The sequence below is a fragment of the Lascolabacillus massiliensis genome, from assembly GCF_001282625.1.
Lineage (GTDB): Bacteria > Bacteroidota > Bacteroidia > Bacteroidales > Dysgonomonadaceae > Proteiniphilum > Proteiniphilum massiliensis.
In genome coordinates this window covers 408972-425567 of sequence record NZ_CTEJ01000002.1, presented here as the reverse complement: position 1 = coordinate 425567, position 16596 = coordinate 408972, and the positions used below count along the sequence as shown (strand labels likewise).

Sequence of the window (16596 nt, the reverse complement as noted above, 5' to 3'; positions counted from 1 at the left end):
AATATTTTTTTTAATGATCAATTATTTCAGATCATAGTTAGTTAATGGTATAGTTTAATTGTTATTTTCTAAAAACACCAGCAAAATCAAGAATCACCTTATCATCATTCCATGACAACTCCTTAAACTGATTATGCGCAACAAGCATCACAACAATATCAGCCTTCTCGTAAGCCTCCTTATAGTCGGTAAGCTTAAACACCTTATGATCCTCAATATTAGGTTCAACTATAAGAAAATCGGCATTATTATGACCCTGCATCACCTTCGTAGCAATATACTTAGCGGGCGACTCACGCAAATCGTCGATATTAGGCTTAAAAGCAAGTCCCATAAGCGCAACCACCGGCTCCCTGCCATTCTCCAACTCAAACTGCTTCATAGTCACCTGAGTCTTCTCTGCACACCAAAAAGCCTTGTAGTTATTAAGTTCACGAGCCTTACCAATAATCTGACTCTCCATCGGGAAAGCCGAAGTTATAAAGTACGGGTCCACCGCAATACAATGGCCACCCACACCACTACCAGGTTGAAGAATATTTACCCTCGGATGCTTGTTAGCCAACTCAATCAACTCCCAAACATTTATACCTGCCTTATCACAAATTATCGACAACTCATTAGCAAAAGCAATCTGCACATCGCGTGATGAATTCTCAGTAAGCTTACACATCTCTGCCGTGCGAGCATTTGTCTTGTGCGAAACACCCTTCACAAACCTACGATAAAACTCAATAGCCTTATCAGTCGACTCCGGATTAATACCACCAATCACCCTATCGTTATTCACCAACTCATAAATAATATTACCCGGGAGAACCCTCTCAGGGCAATAAGCAATATAAATCTTATCCTTCAGTTCAGGACGCTCACTAAAAATAAGCTCCGCCATCTGTTCCGTTGTACCCACAGGCGAGGTAGACTCAATAACAAACAGATCACCCTCCTTCAGGAAAGGCAAAACATTACGAGTCGCCGCTTCCACATACGAAATATCAGGCTCATGATCACCCGTAAAAGGAGTAGGCACCACGATAAGGAACACATCACTCTTTTCCGGTTGCGTTTGCGCCCTCAACCAACCATTCTTCACCACCTTAGCAGCAAGATCAGCTAACCCCGGCTCCACAATATGTATCTTACCTTGGTTGATAGTCTCAACCACGTGTGGGTTTACATCCACCCCCACTACCTCAACACCATTATCTGCAGCAACAATTGCTGTGGGGAGACCAATATACCCCAGTCCTATGAAACATGCTTTCATATTATATTAATCTATATACACACTGATTTTAAAAAGAAATAAATCTACAACTTCCCATCAATCACCTCTTCTCTCAGAACACCCTTCACATCATACACAACCCTGTTACCATTTGTAATCTTGGTTATATCAAGGTTTTTGAACTTGTCGTGTGCTACAGCAAGTATAATTGCATCATATTTGCCTTCAGGAATATTACTGTGAAGTTCAATTCCATATTCATGTTGTGCAATTGCAGGATCAGCCCATGGGTCGTGAACAACTACATTAGCTTTGTATTCCTCTAATGTGTGTACAATATCGATAACTTTGGTGTTACGCACGTCTGGACAGTTTTCTTTGAATGTGAAGCCTAAGATTAGTACTTTTGCACCTAATACCTGTATTCCTTTTCTGAGCATCAACTTTACAACCTGGTCGGCAACATATTCACCCATGCCATCATTTACTCTTCTTCCGGCAAGTATTATTTCAGGATTATATCCTGTGCGTTGTGCTGCCTGTGCAAGGTAGTATGGATCCACACCAATACAGTGGCCGCCAACCAGTCCGGGTTTAAATGGCAAGAAGTTCCATTTAGTGCCGGCTGCTTCAAGAACATCTTGTGTATCTATATTCATCCTGTTGAATATCTTTGCAAGCTCATTCACAAATGCAATGTTGATATCTCGTTGAGAGTTCTCTATTACCTTAGCTGCTTCCGCAACCCTGATACTTGGTGCGAGGTGAGTTCCTGCAGTGATAACAGATGCATAAACTTCATCTACAATCTTACCAATCTCAGGTGTACTTCCTGAAGTTACTTTCAATATCTTTTCAACGGTATGTTCTTTGTCACCCGGGTTAATACGTTCAGGACTATATCCGGCGAAGAAGTCTTTATTATATTCCAGTCCACTAAATTTCTCAACAACCGGAATACACTCATCTTCTGTTACTCCAGGATATACTGTTGATTCATATACAACGATATCACCTTTGGAGATTACCTTGCCCACTGTTTCACTTGCGCCAATTAATGGGCGAAGTACCGGATTGCGATTCTCATCCACAGGGGTTGGTACAGCAACAACGTAGAAGTTACAGTTTCGGATATCATCAATGTTAGTAGTGCAAACCAAACCTTTGTCGGTATGCTCTTTTCCCATATTGATTGCACTTTGAAGCAGATCATCAGCCACTTCAAGGGTACTGTCTGTTCCGCTCATAAGCTCATCTACACGAGCTTGATTCAGGTCGAACCCTACAGTGCGGTACTTAGTGCTGAAGAGTCTTGCAAGCGGCAGGCCCACATATCCCAGGCCTATTACGCAAATGCGTGGGTTATAATATGACGTTTGTTCTTCCATCGTTTTCTATGAATTGATTGTATAAATAGATTTTTCTAAGGTTAGATATTATTTAGTTAAAACTTATCTACTATTTTTCTTGTTTACATCTATTCTTTCATCCACTAACTATTCATTTACTATATGATTTAAAACTCGTTTCACTCAAACAATAAATCATATTTAACGCTCATTTCATAGAGTGGATCCTGAAAGAATATCTGAGACTTCGAAAAACAGTATTGAAATTATAGTCAACTAAATAAAATCTATAAATTTTCCCAGTACCACTTCACTGCCTCTTTAAGACCCTGCTTCATAGAAAACTTCGGATCATATTTCAGCAGCTCGCGAGCCTTGTCGATATTAGCAAGAGAGTGGGGGATATCGCCTGCACGATTAGGACCATGCTTAACCTCTACATCTGCAATTGCAGAATCATACTCAGAGAGATACTCCTTCAAGTATTGAACAAGCTGATTAAGTGTGGTTCTTTCACCGTAAGCGGTATTGTAAACAGTATTTACTGCTTCAGGATTTGTTGTCTCCATTGCAAGCAGATTCATCTGAATAACATTGTCAATATAGGTGAAGTCGCGACTATACTCACCATCACCATTTATAACCGGCGATTCGTGAGCCATAAGTTTCTTCACAAACAGAGGGATCACTGCAGCATAAGCCCCGTTTGGATCCTGTCTTCTTCCAAAAACATTGAAATATCTCAAACCTATAGTCTCAATTCCATATGTTTTAGAGAATACATCAGCATACAGTTCATTCACATATTTTGTAATAGCGTATGGAGATAAAGGCTTTCCAATAACATCCTCCACCTTAGGAAGCGATTTGCTGTCACCATAGGTTGAAGAGCTCGCAGCATAAATAAAACGCTTAACAGCTGCATCCCTGCTTGCCACAAGCATATTAAGAAACCCAGTTACATTCACATCGTTTGATGTAATAGGATCTTTAATTGAACGAGGAACAGAACCTAAAGCTGCCTCATGAAAAACATAGTCGATACCTTCAGTTGCTTTTTTACAATCATCCAGATTACGAATATCACCCACCTGAAGAGTCAATGCTTCCGGATATTTTTCCAATAGAGGCAGTAAATTCTCAATCTTACCTGTTGCAAAATTGTCTAGTATTCTTACAACATGTCCTCTCCCCAATAATTCTTCCGCGAGGTTAGAACCAATAAAACCTGCCCCCCCGGTAATTAATATATTACTCATATTCTAATGCTATATTCTTTTAGTTTTAATTTATTTTCGAAACATCAGTTATTTTTTGGGTACCTGTTCGATTAAGGTCACGTTAAGAAATATAATTTGTTTGAGCTTTGCGAGTTATTATATTTCAAGTGATCGAATCGCAAACAGGTCAAAAAATAAATGTAGTAAGAAAATAATTAAAAACGATACTTCCAAACACACTTCGTGCCCACCTGTCCCATTTTTGAACAAGCCTCACACACCAATTATTTTAAAAATTTATACTAGATCCCAATCAAAAAATGGTTCAATAGAAAACAATATGGAGAGGTGCATATTAATAAATAATACACCTCTCCAAACTGGTTTCTAGTTATACCATATTAAGTTGTTTGCTTGACAATGTCATAGAAGATCGGGTCTAAATCTGTCTGCAAAATTACGAATAAAAATGTTATAGAATAGTGTATTATTGTCAAAAAATTTTAAAGTGTTAGGCACAGTTTATATTGTCTGATTTGTTATATACTTGTCCTATATATAATTGCAAAAAAGAGAACAAAAATTGCAATAACTATTTTTTTCTTAATTCCAGACCTATCGGAACTTGCTTTTTTTAATTGCATATTTTCACTCTCCAACCTTTCGTTGTGAAGTTTCAGTTTACTATTTAAGACAGCAAGGTTCCTGTTCTCTATTAAAGATTTCTTAAGAAGTGACTTAAATTCCTGTAATCTCTCCTCGTAAAGAGTTTTATTTACCATGTAAGACTCACTTTTTACTACCGGTCTTTTCGTTATTGAGTCAACTGCTGTGTCGGTATCATAATTAATTTCATATCTAACTGTTTCACTTCTCAAATTGATATTCTCTCTCCTGGCACTTTTTAGTTCACTCTCAAGTGTTGCAATCTGCATCTCCCTGATATGCAAACTATCTTTTAACTGGAGTATGGTTGAGTCATTGCTTTGCGAAACTATACTCTCTGTTATTACCTTTTGAGGTTTGCAGCTATAAGATAATAGGAGAGTTGCAGAAGTTAAGGCAATCAGGAAGATTGGTTTTTTTACAAACCCTGTTTTAAAAACTGACTTTAAGAAGTTAATAACCCCAAGTATTGGTATTAATAATATCCCACATTTTAATATCCCTATGATTCGTCCCATAATAATCAATTTAATTCAGCTATTTCAATAGCTTCAAGAAACTTAAAATAATAACCTGCAATAATATTAGCCTGATCAAGACCGTTTATGATTTTTCTTGCGTTATATGGATCATCTCTGCGGTTGTTGAAGAAATTCTCCAGCGAAACACCTGTAAAGTCACCACGATTGGAAATCCCTCTTGTCATTCCCTCAATCATAATCCTTGCACTTATCTCTGGCTTCAATGCTAATTCAGGTTGATTTAAAAGCGGCATGTTCAACAGTCTGCCCATCATTTCATAGTTTTCGTACCAAGTGAGTTGTACATCACCACGACCATAATAAATCCTGTCCGGCGTACTGTATCTTGTGCCATCATACTTAATTTTCTTTCCATAAGGCTTGCCGGCACCTTTTCCAATCTCTTCAACCGGCTGCATTGTTCTTCCTGTCTCATGGTAGGAAGTGGCAAGCATATAAGCTCGCCATCGATTATCTGTAATATCATATTTGTCGAATACTTTGAGTTTTTGCCGGATTCCTGCTTTTTGGCTGCTCGTAAGTTGTCTGTTGAATAGTGTTTTTGCAATTTCGTTGAAGAATATTTGATTGTTTGTTCGTTTCATAATTTTCAATGCTGTCTTTTTTTATGTTGATTGTGGAGTTTTAAATGGATATTTCATGAATTGCTGACTGTGAGTTTTCTTTTTCGAACAGGGAGAGACTTGTTGTTTCGCAGACCTCAGATAAATTTATCGGGACCCGATCTGCGAAATGAGCGTAAGATTTGATTTTCTGTTTGAGCGAAGCGAGTTTAAATCAAATAGCGAACGAGCAGTAAACGGGTGATAATATTATCGTAGCCGAGAAACAATAAGTCAAATCCCAGAAAAAGAAACGTTACAACATCATCCCCTTTTATAACTCCCAATCGGCGGCTTCCGAATATTGCAATCAACGATCTTGCAATAGTGGAAGTCAGCATCCTTGCGCCACGACAACTCACGTTTAACAATCTTCTCAAGTCCTGTAATACGCCTGTGATCTTCTGTTCTCTGCAACTGCAAAAACTCAAGATCCTTTTTTAGCTTGTTGTTGATGCTGTCCTTCTCCCTTACCATCTTCAGCAGGCTTTCAGAGTTTGTCTCATTATAAGAGTTCATCTTCTCCATGTGGGCAACAGTACGCTCCAGTAGTCCCATCATCTCCGATGCTGCAGATGCATCCTCTCTTTTTGCCATTGCTTCGGATTGTATTGCCTCGCTCTTCTTTATACGCCTTATCTCTTTCCTGTTTACAATCCTGGAGATAAATCCTCCCAGAGCTCCACCACCTAAAATGGTGCTGATTGTTCCTATCAGCTCGTAATTGATATTTAGTAACTGGTTCATCACATTTTCATAGTTAAAACGAACCGCCCCCGGGTTAAAAGGAGCGGTTCAGAGTTAATTAAAAAAATAAGAATACAGGGTTATGCATCAGGTAACTTAAAGCAACCCATATACATGCTGTCAGATATCAGCTTGCCATCATCTGAAACGAAGCCAATATAGACTTCAAGCTCATCGCCCAGCCAGTGATCATGGAAATCAACTCCGGTATAACCTCTTGATCTGGTTTCCCCATTAACATCCACAATTACTTCATCTTTGGTTTTGTTGTAAAGCAGTACTATTGCGTAGTCATCTGAAGAACCGTTGGCCAGAGGCTTCGGATCCCAGCCAATTGCAATCTCGCCATTATCAATCATCGCCTCACACAATAGTGGTTTGTAAAGAGGACCTCTTGAGATCATCACCTTTTCATAATCTATCTCATATTCTCCATCCTGGCCGATAACTGCATTATGAATATGATATGACATCGCAGCATTGATTGCGGTCTGATTATTTGCAAAGTTCCTGAAACCAATATTTAAGATTGGTGTGAACTTGGTAAGGAATTTAATAACTGTTGCAAACTTACTCCTCTGGTTCACCTGAGCCGGTGTCCTTGGATTTCTAACGCTTGCCGGAAGACTTCTGATATAGTCGATACTCTTCCAGCTTGCTCCAACTACGGAGCCCACTTTTCCGGAGAATCCTCCGAGAATACCTTTTTTAATTCTACCCATTGTTTTTGTAATTTTTAAAATGTTAAACTTAAGGATCTCGAATGGCCATTTTTCTAATCCGGAAGCGAAGTTCAGCAATTTAAAAGAGGTAAAAAAATATCGGTCAGAATGTCGCGAAATGTCGGTGATTGGTATTGATTTGGTATGATTTGTCGTTTATATAAACTCGCTTCGCTCAAACAGTATATAAAAAGTTCGATTCCGCTATGCGCTACAATCTGTTTCTACACCTCCACTAACCCAAACTTATCAATCAAAGTAGTAAGCGAAGGGTTCTTATCAATCATTTTTTGCAGGGCCGGACTTGGTTCACGAGAGGGTAATTTGATATTGTTTGTAGGGCCTGTTTCCTCACCTGCAGGTTCATTTGAATCACTTTCATTTGAGTCACATTCACCTTTTTCATTCTCACCATCACCTTTCAACTTCTCTATAACATAATCGGCAAATCGTAACCGTTAATCAGTTGCTCTTCTGTTGCATGTTTTTCCACAACATCGGAGACTTCCATTGTGCAGTTGACTTCGCGACTGATTCTTTTAATCTTTTCTGCCCATTTTTCATAGCATCCGGCATCGGGGAAGAGCATTACGTTTCTGTCCCTTAAAACTCTTGATTTAGGTACATTAAGACCATTCAGGTTTCCTGCAGCAAGCCAGATGAAGTCGGGCGTGTGAATACTGCCTATTACAGCTGTTTTCTCTGCTTCAACGATTGCTACAGGCTTGTTGGGATAAAGCTTCAGCAGATGCTCTCCAAAATAGCACTGGCAAAGATTGTAATTCTGAAACACATAGCTCCTCTTTTTCAAGATATTATGCACCCAGTTTATACCGCCTCTTTCATTTCTGACACGCTTGCCGGTCAGTGGGTTGTACTGCATAATCTTGCCGGTACGAACATTGTCATCATTATCAATCTGCCAGAATATCACCCTTCTGTTTCGGGTTGCCCCCAGGGCATATCTGTCGATCGCCTCTTCAATCCTTTCGCCGGGGAAGTGATCATAAAGAAAAGATACAAAGTTTGAGTCGCTCGATTTTGAGCATATCACGTATCTGTGTGAGATACAGTCGATCTTTTCATCAAGAATTTTTATATAATCGATTGTTTCTGATTGATTGTTGTTCATCCCTGATTGATTACTGTTCACTCCAAACAGGTCTCCGGTCACAACAGTTTTATCACTAAACTTCCCATTTCTACTGATTTGTTTTCCATTTCCACTGATTTGTTCTCCGTTTCCCTTTGACTGGTTACCATCAAACAGATCTCCACATAGAGGAAGATTATCCCTGTAATACTCCCTGGGAGTGTAGTGATATCCACACTTGATTTCACGATCGCATCGGCCCACTGTCCTGTGAATCGGCTTCCCCGTTTCAGGATCAATATAAAAAGTGAAAGTTCTTGCATGGTTGCAGCGTGGACAACGGTGTCTGCTATCTCTGGTTGTATATGGTTCCAAATATGGTAAATTAGATATTTTCATATTATCAAAGTTTTTTAGTACTCATTATATTCTTAATACCTATTTTTCTTTCTTTCTTTCTTTCTTTCTTTCTTTTTATGAACGAAATGAATGAAATGAACGAGATATTATAACATATATATTCAGCTTGTGAATAAATAGGGATGTCAATAAAATAATGTTTGATTTTTTCGTTCATTTTGTTCATTCATTCATTCATTCTAAATATGCTACCAATGCATGACTCTTACGGACTATCTTAATTCCTGATTTTCTTAAATTGGAAGTAAACATTCGTTTTGTCAATATATATAGTTTATTCGTTACACAAAATATATGATAATGCTCATAAAGTTCACTGATAGTAATAAAATCTACAGTAGATTCAGTAAAGCCGGATTCTCTAAGGAATAACGTGACAGAATCAACCTCCTTCATATATTCATTTGTAATTGCATCAGTCTTCCAGCTTTCTGTAAACTCTTTTTGTGTCACCAGTCTTTTAAATCCTTCAAGAACCCAACTGAAAACCCCTGGCAGTTCGTTTTTGATTATCTTGTTTGCAAGTTGTTTGTCCTGCTCCTCTTTTGGTATTGTAACATCAAATGGTATAATAATAAATCTTCTATAAAATGCTTCGGAATAATCTTTTGTTTTAGGCAGATAATTGCAGTTGAAAATCATCTTGCCATAGTTAGTTAGTATAAATGGATCACCATATGGCATTCTTGCTTCAACTGGTTCTCCCGAAGCAAGTTGTTTGAAAATCGACTCATTAATCTTGCTACTTATCTCAGTTGCATAGTTCAGTAGTTTTCCTCCAAGCATTGCACGATGATATCCACTTGCACTTGTGAGATTTTCCAGAGAGAAGTTGCAAACGTTTTCCTTGCCACCCAATAAAGCATAGATAATCTCAAAGAAAACGGATTTGCCATTAGCTCCTGATCCGTGTAGCAGAAGCACTTTTTCAAGTTTCAAATATTCAGACTTGATAAATATATAACCAATATACTCTGCAAGAATCATCTGAAGTGTTTTATCTGGTAGTACTCTATTGAGAAACTTTTCGAACAGCGGACATTCAGCTTTCTCATCATATTCAAAATTGAGCTGATAGGTTAGGAAATCATCTTTGTCAGGCTCCCTTAATTTCAATACCTGATCGCTTAACTCAAATGTTCCGTTCTTCAGGTTGATCAATGCCTTGTGGCAATCTTTCTTACTTCTTTCTAAAACGCTATCTACATAAGCAGCAGACATGAATTGTTTTGCCAGTTGTTCTTTGAAAGTATATATCTCAGCAGTAAATTTGTTTACCCCCATTTTTACTGCCGATCTTCCCATGAAATTCTGAAATGCCAGCAGTGGAATTTGACGCCAGTACTCACCATTGAAGGCATATATCTGCCCATCCCGATAACAGAGTCCGAGTCCAAGACTATCCATAGCCTCTATTAATTTCTCAGTGCAGGTATATATGTAGTGCCTCAGGGTTGGTTTCTTATTTTTATCATCTTTACCAAAATCGGCCTCACTCTTGAAATCCACTACTTCGAGCTTTTTGTAGATATACTCCGGAATCTCGGAATGTTTAAGTTTTACCTCACATCTCGGTTTAACCTTTTTCCCATCCGTTGTTTTCTTGAATCTGTTCAACTCCTGATCCAGAAGATCCACCATATCCTTTTTTACACTGTCGCTCATTTGGGATCTCCTTTCTTTTTATTGTAGTTGCTCTTGAGAAGTGCTATGATGTCCGACTTGCGATAGTAGCATCTGCCTTTCACCCTTGAATATGGAATCACCCCATTCAGGCGCCATCTTTGAAGTGTTCTTTGTGTAATCTTCAGTTTTTTTGATACCTCATCAGCATCTGCCCAGTCAGGCCATTCCAAATAATCTTTTTCTTTCATGTTATTTAAATTTAGATTCGAAAATTTGAATGCCTACAAATATAAGTGTGAAAAGAGGCATGCTGAAAATTTAGGTTACTACAAATTTTCAGCTTAGGTTACTACAAGGTTACTACAAATACGACTATTTATAGATTGTTAACAGTTTTCCGACTGGTGGTTGATCAAAAAACCACCTGAATTTCTCATTGTGATATAAGAGAAAAACAGGTGGTAGTCAAATGTTAAGACTGATTTATCTATGAAAAACGCAATTATGAATATAGTTTGATGTTTTCCTTTATTTTCTTTGATAAAGAAGGTAATAACTCTTTAAAAAAATCTGCCACTACTTCCAGATCCTTTATATCTTTTTCATCCTTATAATTGATCTCCATTCTTATCCTGATATTTTGAAGATTTCTGCCAGTGATAACTTTAATTACTCTCGCTATAAAAATCTTGGCTGTATTATTAAAATTTACACCTAATTCCTTCAGTATTAAAACAATTGCTTTTGTCTGTTGAGAACAGGTTAATGCACCAAAGGTTGTGGTTTCATCCCTTTCTGATACTAAATCCGCCTCTTTAAGCTGCTTTATATATTTATCTTCTATAAAATCTGAAAGCAGACTTAGCATAACTCGTTGTTCTTTTGCTATATCAAAATTGTACCTGTCAGACAAATAACAAATTATCTCCTTTACAGTTAAGTCCAGAGCATCATCACCGGTATTAATATCTTCAACTGTAATTAATGCTTCATTAACATTACTTGAGTTTACTCTTATCTTATCAAAAATCTCGTATGCCATGTTAAATGCTTTAAGCCACCAATTGTAGTCTTTGCTCAGTTTATAGTTACTTTTATCATGGTAGTTTTTATTATCTATGTCTGTCAGAAACATACATAGTTTGTTTTTTGGGTAATCTTCCTTATAACTGCAAATTAATTTATTTATATTGTTTAATGTGTTTTCATCAACTACTTTTGGACTATACCCTTTTAACTTTGGATAGTTGGTGTATGTATTATCTCCATGCACTAAGTAATTGTATGCAAAAATAAAAGTGTCATCAAGTAAAATTGTGTTCAGTATCTCTAATCGCACCAGAGCAGCTATATTAGGATCAACTTCACCATCTATTAATTCAAAATTTTCTTTTGAAATGTCACCATTACAATTTTTTGATTCAGCCTCATACCTGGCGTCAGCATAAAGGTAGCGATTTAAATACTCAAATGTTTTAATTTTGTCTCTCCTTAATGGGTACAAATCATAGATAGTTTTTTTTACTAAATCATAATAACGAAAAGTATGCTTTTCATTTTGAAGGCATTCTTTGCTTCTCATAACTATTAATTTAAATAAAAAAAGTATTACAAACCAGGAAAAATACCCGATTTCATCTGTTAATAATTTGTCTTGTTATTGATTATATGGTTTTTCACAAATATACTAAAAATTTACGATATGTGGACAAATTAAAATGAATAAAAATGGCTGTCAGGGCTGTTCACGTGATTCGTTGTAAATGAGATAACTAATCGCAGCTAAATATTATAATTATGAAACCAATTTGGAATGGGGCTATTGGGTTCGGACTGGTGAATATTCCGGTAAAACTGTACTCGGCAACGGAGAGCAGTACGCTCGATCTGGATATGCTGGATAAAAAAGATCTGTCGATTCAGGATTTCACCATTCGCAATGCGCTGGATCGTATTGCTAAAAAGGGTGATATCTTTTCTCCTGTGCTGGGAAAGGGTGTTGATTTGATTAAGGCACTGGATAGTATCAACCGGTCTAAACTTTCCTGATATAGACTGAAACGGAGCCTTCTCCAACGGGGAAGTTGGCGTGACCATCTTCTTCGATTATTATTTCTCCTTCTGTATGGCCTAATTTATCAATCCATGCTGTTCCTGAATAGTCATCTCCCACAAATATTCGCTTATCGCCTGCTTCGTCATTGCTCATAACTACTACGCAGCCATCGGGATGGTTTTCATCGCCACGACGTATCCAGGCTACTATGCTGTTATGGTCAAAATAATCATCCTGGTCGCCATAGGCAAAATCGCGCCTTATATCGAGCAGCTGATCAATTATCCATTGTTGTCCTTCACGTGGATTGGGTCCCTCAATTCCATAGTAGTCGCCAAAGAATATACAGGGGTAACCATCTTTACGAAGCAGGACCAGTGCGTATGCCAGGGGTTTGAACCAATCCAGTACATAGAGATCTTCATCTTCAAGATGGGAGTCGTGGTTGTTTACATAGGTGACTGCCAGTTCGGGATATTTCTCCACAATGGTGTCGTTTAAAATGGTGCTCATGTCGTAGCCGGGACCGTCAAGACTGCATTGCCTGAAGTGGTAGTGGAGTACTACATCGTACAGATCGAGTCTATGTTCTACATTGGCAAGGAATGGGTCGAGGTCCATATCTACATAATAGGAGTATTCTCCTGCAATAAAAAATTCTTCTCCAAATTCTGCTCTAACGTGACCGATAAACTCCCTGATGAACCAGTCGCTCATATGTTTTATTGCATCAAGCCGCAAGCCGTCAACTTTTGTTTCATTGATAAACCAGCTGATCCATCTTTTCAGCTCTTCACGTACATCGGGGTGTTTGAAATCGATATCGTTGTAGAGGAGGTAGTCGAAGTTGCCGAATTGTTGGCCGACCGACTTATCATCGGGGTTTACTCCTTTATTTTCGCCTTGGATTACATAGATTGCATCTTTTGGGTCTCTGTGGTTATAGTCCGTTGCCGAGAAGTGTTCCCAGCTCCATTTGAAGTCGGAGTATTTTCCGTTTCTCCCGGGATAGGTGAAGGAGGTGTATGATTCAATCTCAAATGGTTCTGATATCACTTCGTTCCTGTCTTCAGGGTTAACTTCCACCACGGTGAAGGTCTGCAGCTCATCTCCACCCCCTTTGTGATTGAGCACAACATCGGCATATACGCCTATTCCTTGCTCGTGCAGGGCATCTATAGCCTGATGAAGCTCCTCTTTTGTACCATATTTTGTGCGTACAGTCCCTTTCTGGTCAAACTCCCCCAGGTCGTAAAGATCATACGCTCCGTATCCCACATCGTTGGAGCCTGTTCCTTTTATACAGGGTGGTATCCATACCGCGGTTATGCCTATCTCTTTGAGTCGCTCCGCATCACCTTTTAGCTTGTTCCACAAGCTTCCGTCATCTGAAAGAAACCATTCAAAGTATTGAAACATTATTCCATTTATACGCATATTTTTTGCTTTTAGTTTGATTGTTTATCTATTACTGAATCCCTTATTGGATTCTTCAAATTAATTGACTCTGATAGACTTATTAAAAACAGACAACTAAAAGGTTTGGTTTTCCATCTATCTTCTGCATTATAGATTATTATATATTGTTGTGAATTAGATTGATACAATTAGCGGTTAATATTGTTATAAGAGTAGTATTATAAAATTGGGACAATATGAAACTGCGTACACCTGAAGCTTTTTGGTTATTAAAAAACGGGATATTGAAGAGTTATCCTTCGTTGGAAAGTGATATTAATTGCGATATTGCTGTTATCGGTGGTGGTATCACCGGATCGCTTATCAGTCACGCCTTGCTGAAAGCGGGGTATGATACGGTGGTTATCGACAAGCGTGATATTGGTACGGGGAGTACTGCTGCTACTACCTCTATGCTGCAGTATGAGATTGATACACCGATGGTTAAATTGGCGGAGATGATTGGACCCGAAGGGGCGGTTTCATGTTACAATGCCGGTATTGATTCAATAAATATTCTGAATGATTTAGTTAAAACCGAAAATCTTGATGCCGGTTTCGAAATGAAGAGATCTTTGCAGGTTGCTCATAGTAAGGAGGCTGTAAAGGATCTGGAGAGTGAGTATGAGTATCGGAAGAAGTATGGACTGAATGTTGAATGGCTTTCCCCTGATACTATAAAGAGAAATTATAAGATGGAGTCTTTTCCCGGAATCCTTTCTGAAGAGGGTGCATCGATAGATGCGTTTATGTTTGCTCATGAACTGTTTCGTAAAAATAGCGAAAGGGGATTGCGTGTGTTTGATCATACATCGATCAAGAAAATAAACTATGGTTCTCCTGTTACAATAATTACTGAAGAGGGTTATAAAGTGGTGTGCAAACGGGTTGTTTTCTGTACTGGCTTTGAAACATTCAGGATGTTCAAAAAAAGATATGCAAATATAATTAGTACTTTCGCCTGTGTGAGCGAGCAGAATATTAACCTATATGATGAGTTGAAGGATATATTGATCTGGGATACCGATTTGCCATATATTTATATGCGTACTACTGATGACAGGCGACTGCTGGTGGGTGGTGAGGATGTGCCTTTCAGAAATGGTGAGATTCGTGATAAGATAAAGGACCGGAAAGCAGTGAGGCTTCAGGAGAAATTGAGGAGGTTGTTCCCGACTATCTATTTTAAGGAGGATTATAATTGGACGGGTGCTTTTGGTACAACTAAAGATGGTTTGCCTTACATTGGTGAGCATCCTGATTTTAAAAATGCAATTTTTGTACTGGGACTGGGTGGTAATGGTATCACTTTCTCTGTTCAGGGGATGAATCTGGTTCTTAAAATTCTTGCGGGGGAGTATGATCCTCTGTTGTATTATTACAGATTTAACCGTTGATTTTCTCCCGATTTGTTAGAATTATATAATTCTGCAACCTGTTGATAAATACAGCTTATTAGCAAAAATTTCAACCTGTTGTGGTTTTTTATGCCTTTTTCTGTTAATAAAATAATTATATATATCGATATGTAAAAATAAAATATTACATTTGCAGACTCAATTAGGTTGTAAATAATTAATAAATCCAGCTTCCATATTTAATCAATAAAATATATGAATTATAGAAGTTATCTGGCACAAGATGTCAGGCACCTGGAGGTGAAATTTAAAGATGGTACCAAGACTAACTTGAAGACGTCGTCCAACAATAAAATTGTTGTGATGAAGGTTTTACCCCGGGCAAAGAATCCTTTCGTTGTATCGGTTTACGAGAATTACTCAAACGGAATTACAGCTGCTGAGCTGGCTGAAAAGTGTGGTTATGAGTGTTTCAGGACTTTCCAGCGTCACTTTAAGAAGCATTTTGGTGACACAACTTATAACTGGATCTTTAGGACTAAAATGGAGGATGTTTCTTCTCTGGTCTTAAATACAGATCTGCAGATGTCGGAAATCGCAAAAAAGTTCAAATTTAAAAGTCCCGCTCACCTGACTAACGCTTATAAGAGACAGTTTGGAGTTTGTCCCCAGAAACACCGTGAACAGGAGGGTTTGAGCTGACAGGCTAACTGCTTCCTGCATAGTATCCTGCCGAATTCCTCCCATCTGTCGATGTGAGGTAAACCCAGAAGTGCAATTTATCTCTTTTGCTGCTTATTATGTCGCTAAGATTAATCTCTGCATTACCATTTTGACGCAGAGCGCAGTCTATAAAGCTTTTTGCTTTCGATATAGTTTCATTAAGACAGATAAAATTCACCTTGTCAACTGCTCCTTCCCTGTGGGAGCTGCTGTTAAACTCTCCATCCCATTTGAATGATGCTGTGGCCGATTCAATATCGCAGCTCATTGTCACGCCCGGAAGTGACTCAAGTTCTCCCTCTGCAATCTTTATCCTGCTGTAGTCAACGCTATAGTCGGGATACTCACCCTGTATAGCATTCTTCAGGATTTGGGAGACCGTTTTCCTGTATGCATTTGCCTGATTGCTGAAACTTCGTTTTAATGCTTTATTGAGAGGTGATGCCGCACTGTTGGCAAGTCCAAACCTCATTCTCGATGCCAGCTGTTTCTCAGTTCTCGGATCTTTGGGCACGACATATTTTTTAAATACCTGTTTTCCGGTTTTAGTAACATATGCAATAATTGGTCCTATCTTCCCGGAAATACCCAAACTGTTAATATCGATTTTTCCCATTTCGTTAGATTTTCGTTATCCTGCAATATAACTAAATTTGGACACTTTTCAAACTTTTTTTCCCATTTAGAACCTGTCTGAACAGCTGTTTTTTTAACGAAAAAAAAAATAATATATATCGATTCAAAAGAATTAATGTTTATATTTGGGGCCTTGAAACAAGAAGCTTA

The 16596-nt window shown here is 38.2% G+C and carries 17 protein-coding genes; 3 read left to right on the top strand and 14 right to left on the bottom strand.

Annotated features, from left to right (window positions below; translation table 11 throughout):
* Window positions 1-61: 61 nt before the first annotated feature.
* The 12 genes from wecC to BN1354_RS06520 form a co-directional block, all read right to left on the bottom strand.
* Window positions 62-1267, bottom strand: coding sequence for a UDP-N-acetyl-D-mannosamine dehydrogenase (gene wecC / locus BN1354_RS06580; RefSeq protein ID WP_053826610.1), 1206 nt, complete (start codon window positions 1265-1267; stop codon window positions 62-64).
* 44 nt (window positions 1268-1311) lie between these two features.
* On the bottom strand, window positions 1312-2616 hold the full coding sequence (locus BN1354_RS06575) for a nucleotide sugar dehydrogenase (RefSeq protein ID WP_053826609.1): 1305 nt from the start codon (window positions 2614-2616) through the stop codon (window positions 1312-1314).
* A gap of 248 nt (window positions 2617-2864) precedes the next feature.
* Window positions 2865-3836, bottom strand: a complete 972-nt coding sequence (locus tag BN1354_RS06570) for an SDR family oxidoreductase (protein WP_053826608.1) — start codon at window positions 3834-3836, stop codon at window positions 2865-2867.
* Window positions 3837-4336: 500 nt separating this feature from the next.
* Entirely contained in the window at window positions 4337-4981 is a 645-nt protein-coding gene (locus BN1354_RS06565) for a hypothetical protein (RefSeq protein WP_053826607.1), read from the bottom strand.
* A gap of 5 nt (window positions 4982-4986) precedes the next feature.
* Entirely contained in the window at window positions 4987-5589 is a 603-nt protein-coding gene (locus BN1354_RS06560) for a glycoside hydrolase family 19 protein (RefSeq protein ID WP_053826606.1), read from the bottom strand.
* A gap of 282 nt (window positions 5590-5871) precedes the next feature.
* Entirely contained in the window at window positions 5872-6354 is a 483-nt protein-coding gene (locus tag BN1354_RS06555) for a hypothetical protein (RefSeq protein WP_053826605.1), read from the bottom strand.
* A gap of 80 nt (window positions 6355-6434) precedes the next feature.
* Window positions 6435-7076, bottom strand: a complete 642-nt coding sequence (locus BN1354_RS06550; RefSeq protein WP_074010775.1) for a DUF6266 family protein — start codon at window positions 7074-7076, stop codon at window positions 6435-6437.
* A gap of 224 nt (window positions 7077-7300) precedes the next feature.
* Window positions 7301-7501, bottom strand: a complete 201-nt coding sequence (locus BN1354_RS06545; protein ID WP_053826603.1) for a hypothetical protein — start codon at window positions 7499-7501, stop codon at window positions 7301-7303.
* Between the two features lie 5 nt (window positions 7502-7506).
* Entirely contained in the window at window positions 7507-8568 is a 1062-nt protein-coding gene (locus BN1354_RS06540; RefSeq protein ID WP_053826602.1) for a DUF6371 domain-containing protein, read from the bottom strand.
* 195 nt (window positions 8569-8763) lie between these two features.
* On the bottom strand, window positions 8764-10254 hold the full coding sequence (locus BN1354_RS06530) for a DNA primase family protein (protein WP_053826600.1): 1491 nt from the start codon (window positions 10252-10254) through the stop codon (window positions 8764-8766).
* Window positions 10251-10463: a helix-turn-helix domain-containing protein gene (locus tag BN1354_RS06525; RefSeq protein WP_053826599.1), complete on the bottom strand. Its 213-nt coding sequence runs from the start codon at window positions 10461-10463 to the stop codon at window positions 10251-10253. Before BN1354_RS06525 ends, BN1354_RS06530 begins: the two co-directional genes overlap by 4 nt.
* Before the next feature lie 254 nt (window positions 10464-10717).
* Complete coding sequence (locus BN1354_RS06520) at window positions 10718-11797, bottom strand: hypothetical protein (RefSeq protein ID WP_053826598.1); 1080 nt, start codon at window positions 11795-11797, stop codon at window positions 10718-10720.
* A 215-nt stretch (window positions 11798-12012) separates the two neighbouring features.
* On the opposite strand from BN1354_RS06520, the gene BN1354_RS12075 reads away from it, so the two are divergent.
* Entirely contained in the window at window positions 12013-12264 is a 252-nt protein-coding gene (locus BN1354_RS12075) for a hypothetical protein (RefSeq protein WP_053826597.1), read from the top strand.
* Here BN1354_RS12075 and BN1354_RS06510 read toward each other — a convergent pair.
* A complete protein-coding gene (locus tag BN1354_RS06510) occupies window positions 12251-13708 on the bottom strand; it encodes an alpha-amylase (RefSeq protein ID WP_053826596.1) in 1458 nt (485 codons plus the stop codon). The two genes, BN1354_RS12075 and BN1354_RS06510, sit on opposite strands and share 14 nt — an antisense overlap.
* 218 nt (window positions 13709-13926) lie before the next feature.
* Here BN1354_RS06510 and BN1354_RS06505 point away from each other — a divergent pair, with 218 nt between their 5' ends.
* Both BN1354_RS06505 and BN1354_RS06500 read left to right on the top strand, forming a co-directional pair.
* Complete coding sequence (locus BN1354_RS06505) at window positions 13927-15126, top strand: NAD(P)/FAD-dependent oxidoreductase (RefSeq protein WP_053826595.1); 1200 nt, start codon at window positions 13927-13929, stop codon at window positions 15124-15126.
* A 216-nt stretch (window positions 15127-15342) separates the two neighbouring features.
* Window positions 15343-15789: a helix-turn-helix domain-containing protein gene (locus tag BN1354_RS06500; RefSeq protein WP_053826594.1), complete on the top strand. Its 447-nt coding sequence runs from the start codon at window positions 15343-15345 to the stop codon at window positions 15787-15789.
* 4 nt (window positions 15790-15793) lie between these two features.
* Here BN1354_RS06500 and BN1354_RS06495 read toward each other — a convergent pair whose 3' ends face one another.
* Entirely contained in the window at window positions 15794-16426 is a 633-nt protein-coding gene (locus tag BN1354_RS06495) for a DUF6266 family protein (protein ID WP_053826593.1), read from the bottom strand.
* Window positions 16427-16596 lie beyond the last annotated feature (170 nt).

What these genes read in the sequence shown, in the direction of transcription:
- BN1354_RS06525 (WP_053826599.1), bottom strand. Translation starts at nt 10,463, where the DNA reads ATGAAAGAAAAAGATTATTTGGAATGGCCTGACTGGGCAGATGCTGAT.
- BN1354_RS12075 (WP_053826597.1), top strand. Translation starts at nt 12,013, where the DNA reads ATGAAACCAATTTGGAATGGGGCTATTGGGTTCGGACTGGTGAATATT.
- BN1354_RS06565 (WP_053826607.1), bottom strand. Translation starts at nt 4,981, where the DNA reads ATGGGACGAATCATAGGGATATTAAAATGTGGGATATTATTAATACCA.
- wecC (WP_053826610.1), bottom strand. Translation starts at nt 1,267, where the DNA reads ATGAAAGCATGTTTCATAGGACTGGGGTATATTGGTCTCCCCACAGCA.
- BN1354_RS06510 (WP_053826596.1), bottom strand. Translation starts at nt 13,708, where the DNA reads ATGCGTATAAATGGAATAATGTTTCAATACTTTGAATGGTTTCTTTCA.
- BN1354_RS06555 (WP_053826605.1), bottom strand. Translation starts at nt 6,354, where the DNA reads ATGAACCAGTTACTAAATATCAATTACGAGCTGATAGGAACAATCAGC.
- BN1354_RS06575 (WP_053826609.1), bottom strand. Translation starts at nt 2,616, where the DNA reads ATGGAAGAACAAACGTCATATTATAACCCACGCATTTGCGTAATAGGC.
- BN1354_RS06505 (WP_053826595.1), top strand. Translation starts at nt 13,927, where the DNA reads ATGAAACTGCGTACACCTGAAGCTTTTTGGTTATTAAAAAACGGGATA.
- BN1354_RS06540 (WP_053826602.1), bottom strand. Translation starts at nt 8,568, where the DNA reads ATGAAAATATCTAATTTACCATATTTGGAACCATATACAACCAGAGAT.
- BN1354_RS06520 (WP_053826598.1), bottom strand. Translation starts at nt 11,797, where the DNA reads ATGAGAAGCAAAGAATGCCTTCAAAATGAAAAGCATACTTTTCGTTAT.
- BN1354_RS06570 (WP_053826608.1), bottom strand. Translation starts at nt 3,836, where the DNA reads ATGAGTAATATATTAATTACCGGGGGGGCAGGTTTTATTGGTTCTAAC.
- BN1354_RS06495 (WP_053826593.1), bottom strand. Translation starts at nt 16,426, where the DNA reads ATGGGAAAAATCGATATTAACAGTTTGGGTATTTCCGGGAAGATAGGA.
- BN1354_RS06500 (WP_053826594.1), top strand. Translation starts at nt 15,343, where the DNA reads ATGAATTATAGAAGTTATCTGGCACAAGATGTCAGGCACCTGGAGGTG.
- BN1354_RS06560 (WP_053826606.1), bottom strand. Translation starts at nt 5,589, where the DNA reads ATGAAACGAACAAACAATCAAATATTCTTCAACGAAATTGCAAAAACA.
- BN1354_RS06550 (WP_074010775.1), bottom strand. Translation starts at nt 7,076, where the DNA reads ATGGGTAGAATTAAAAAAGGTATTCTCGGAGGATTCTCCGGAAAAGTG.
- BN1354_RS06530 (WP_053826600.1), bottom strand. Translation starts at nt 10,254, where the DNA reads ATGAGCGACAGTGTAAAAAAGGATATGGTGGATCTTCTGGATCAGGAG.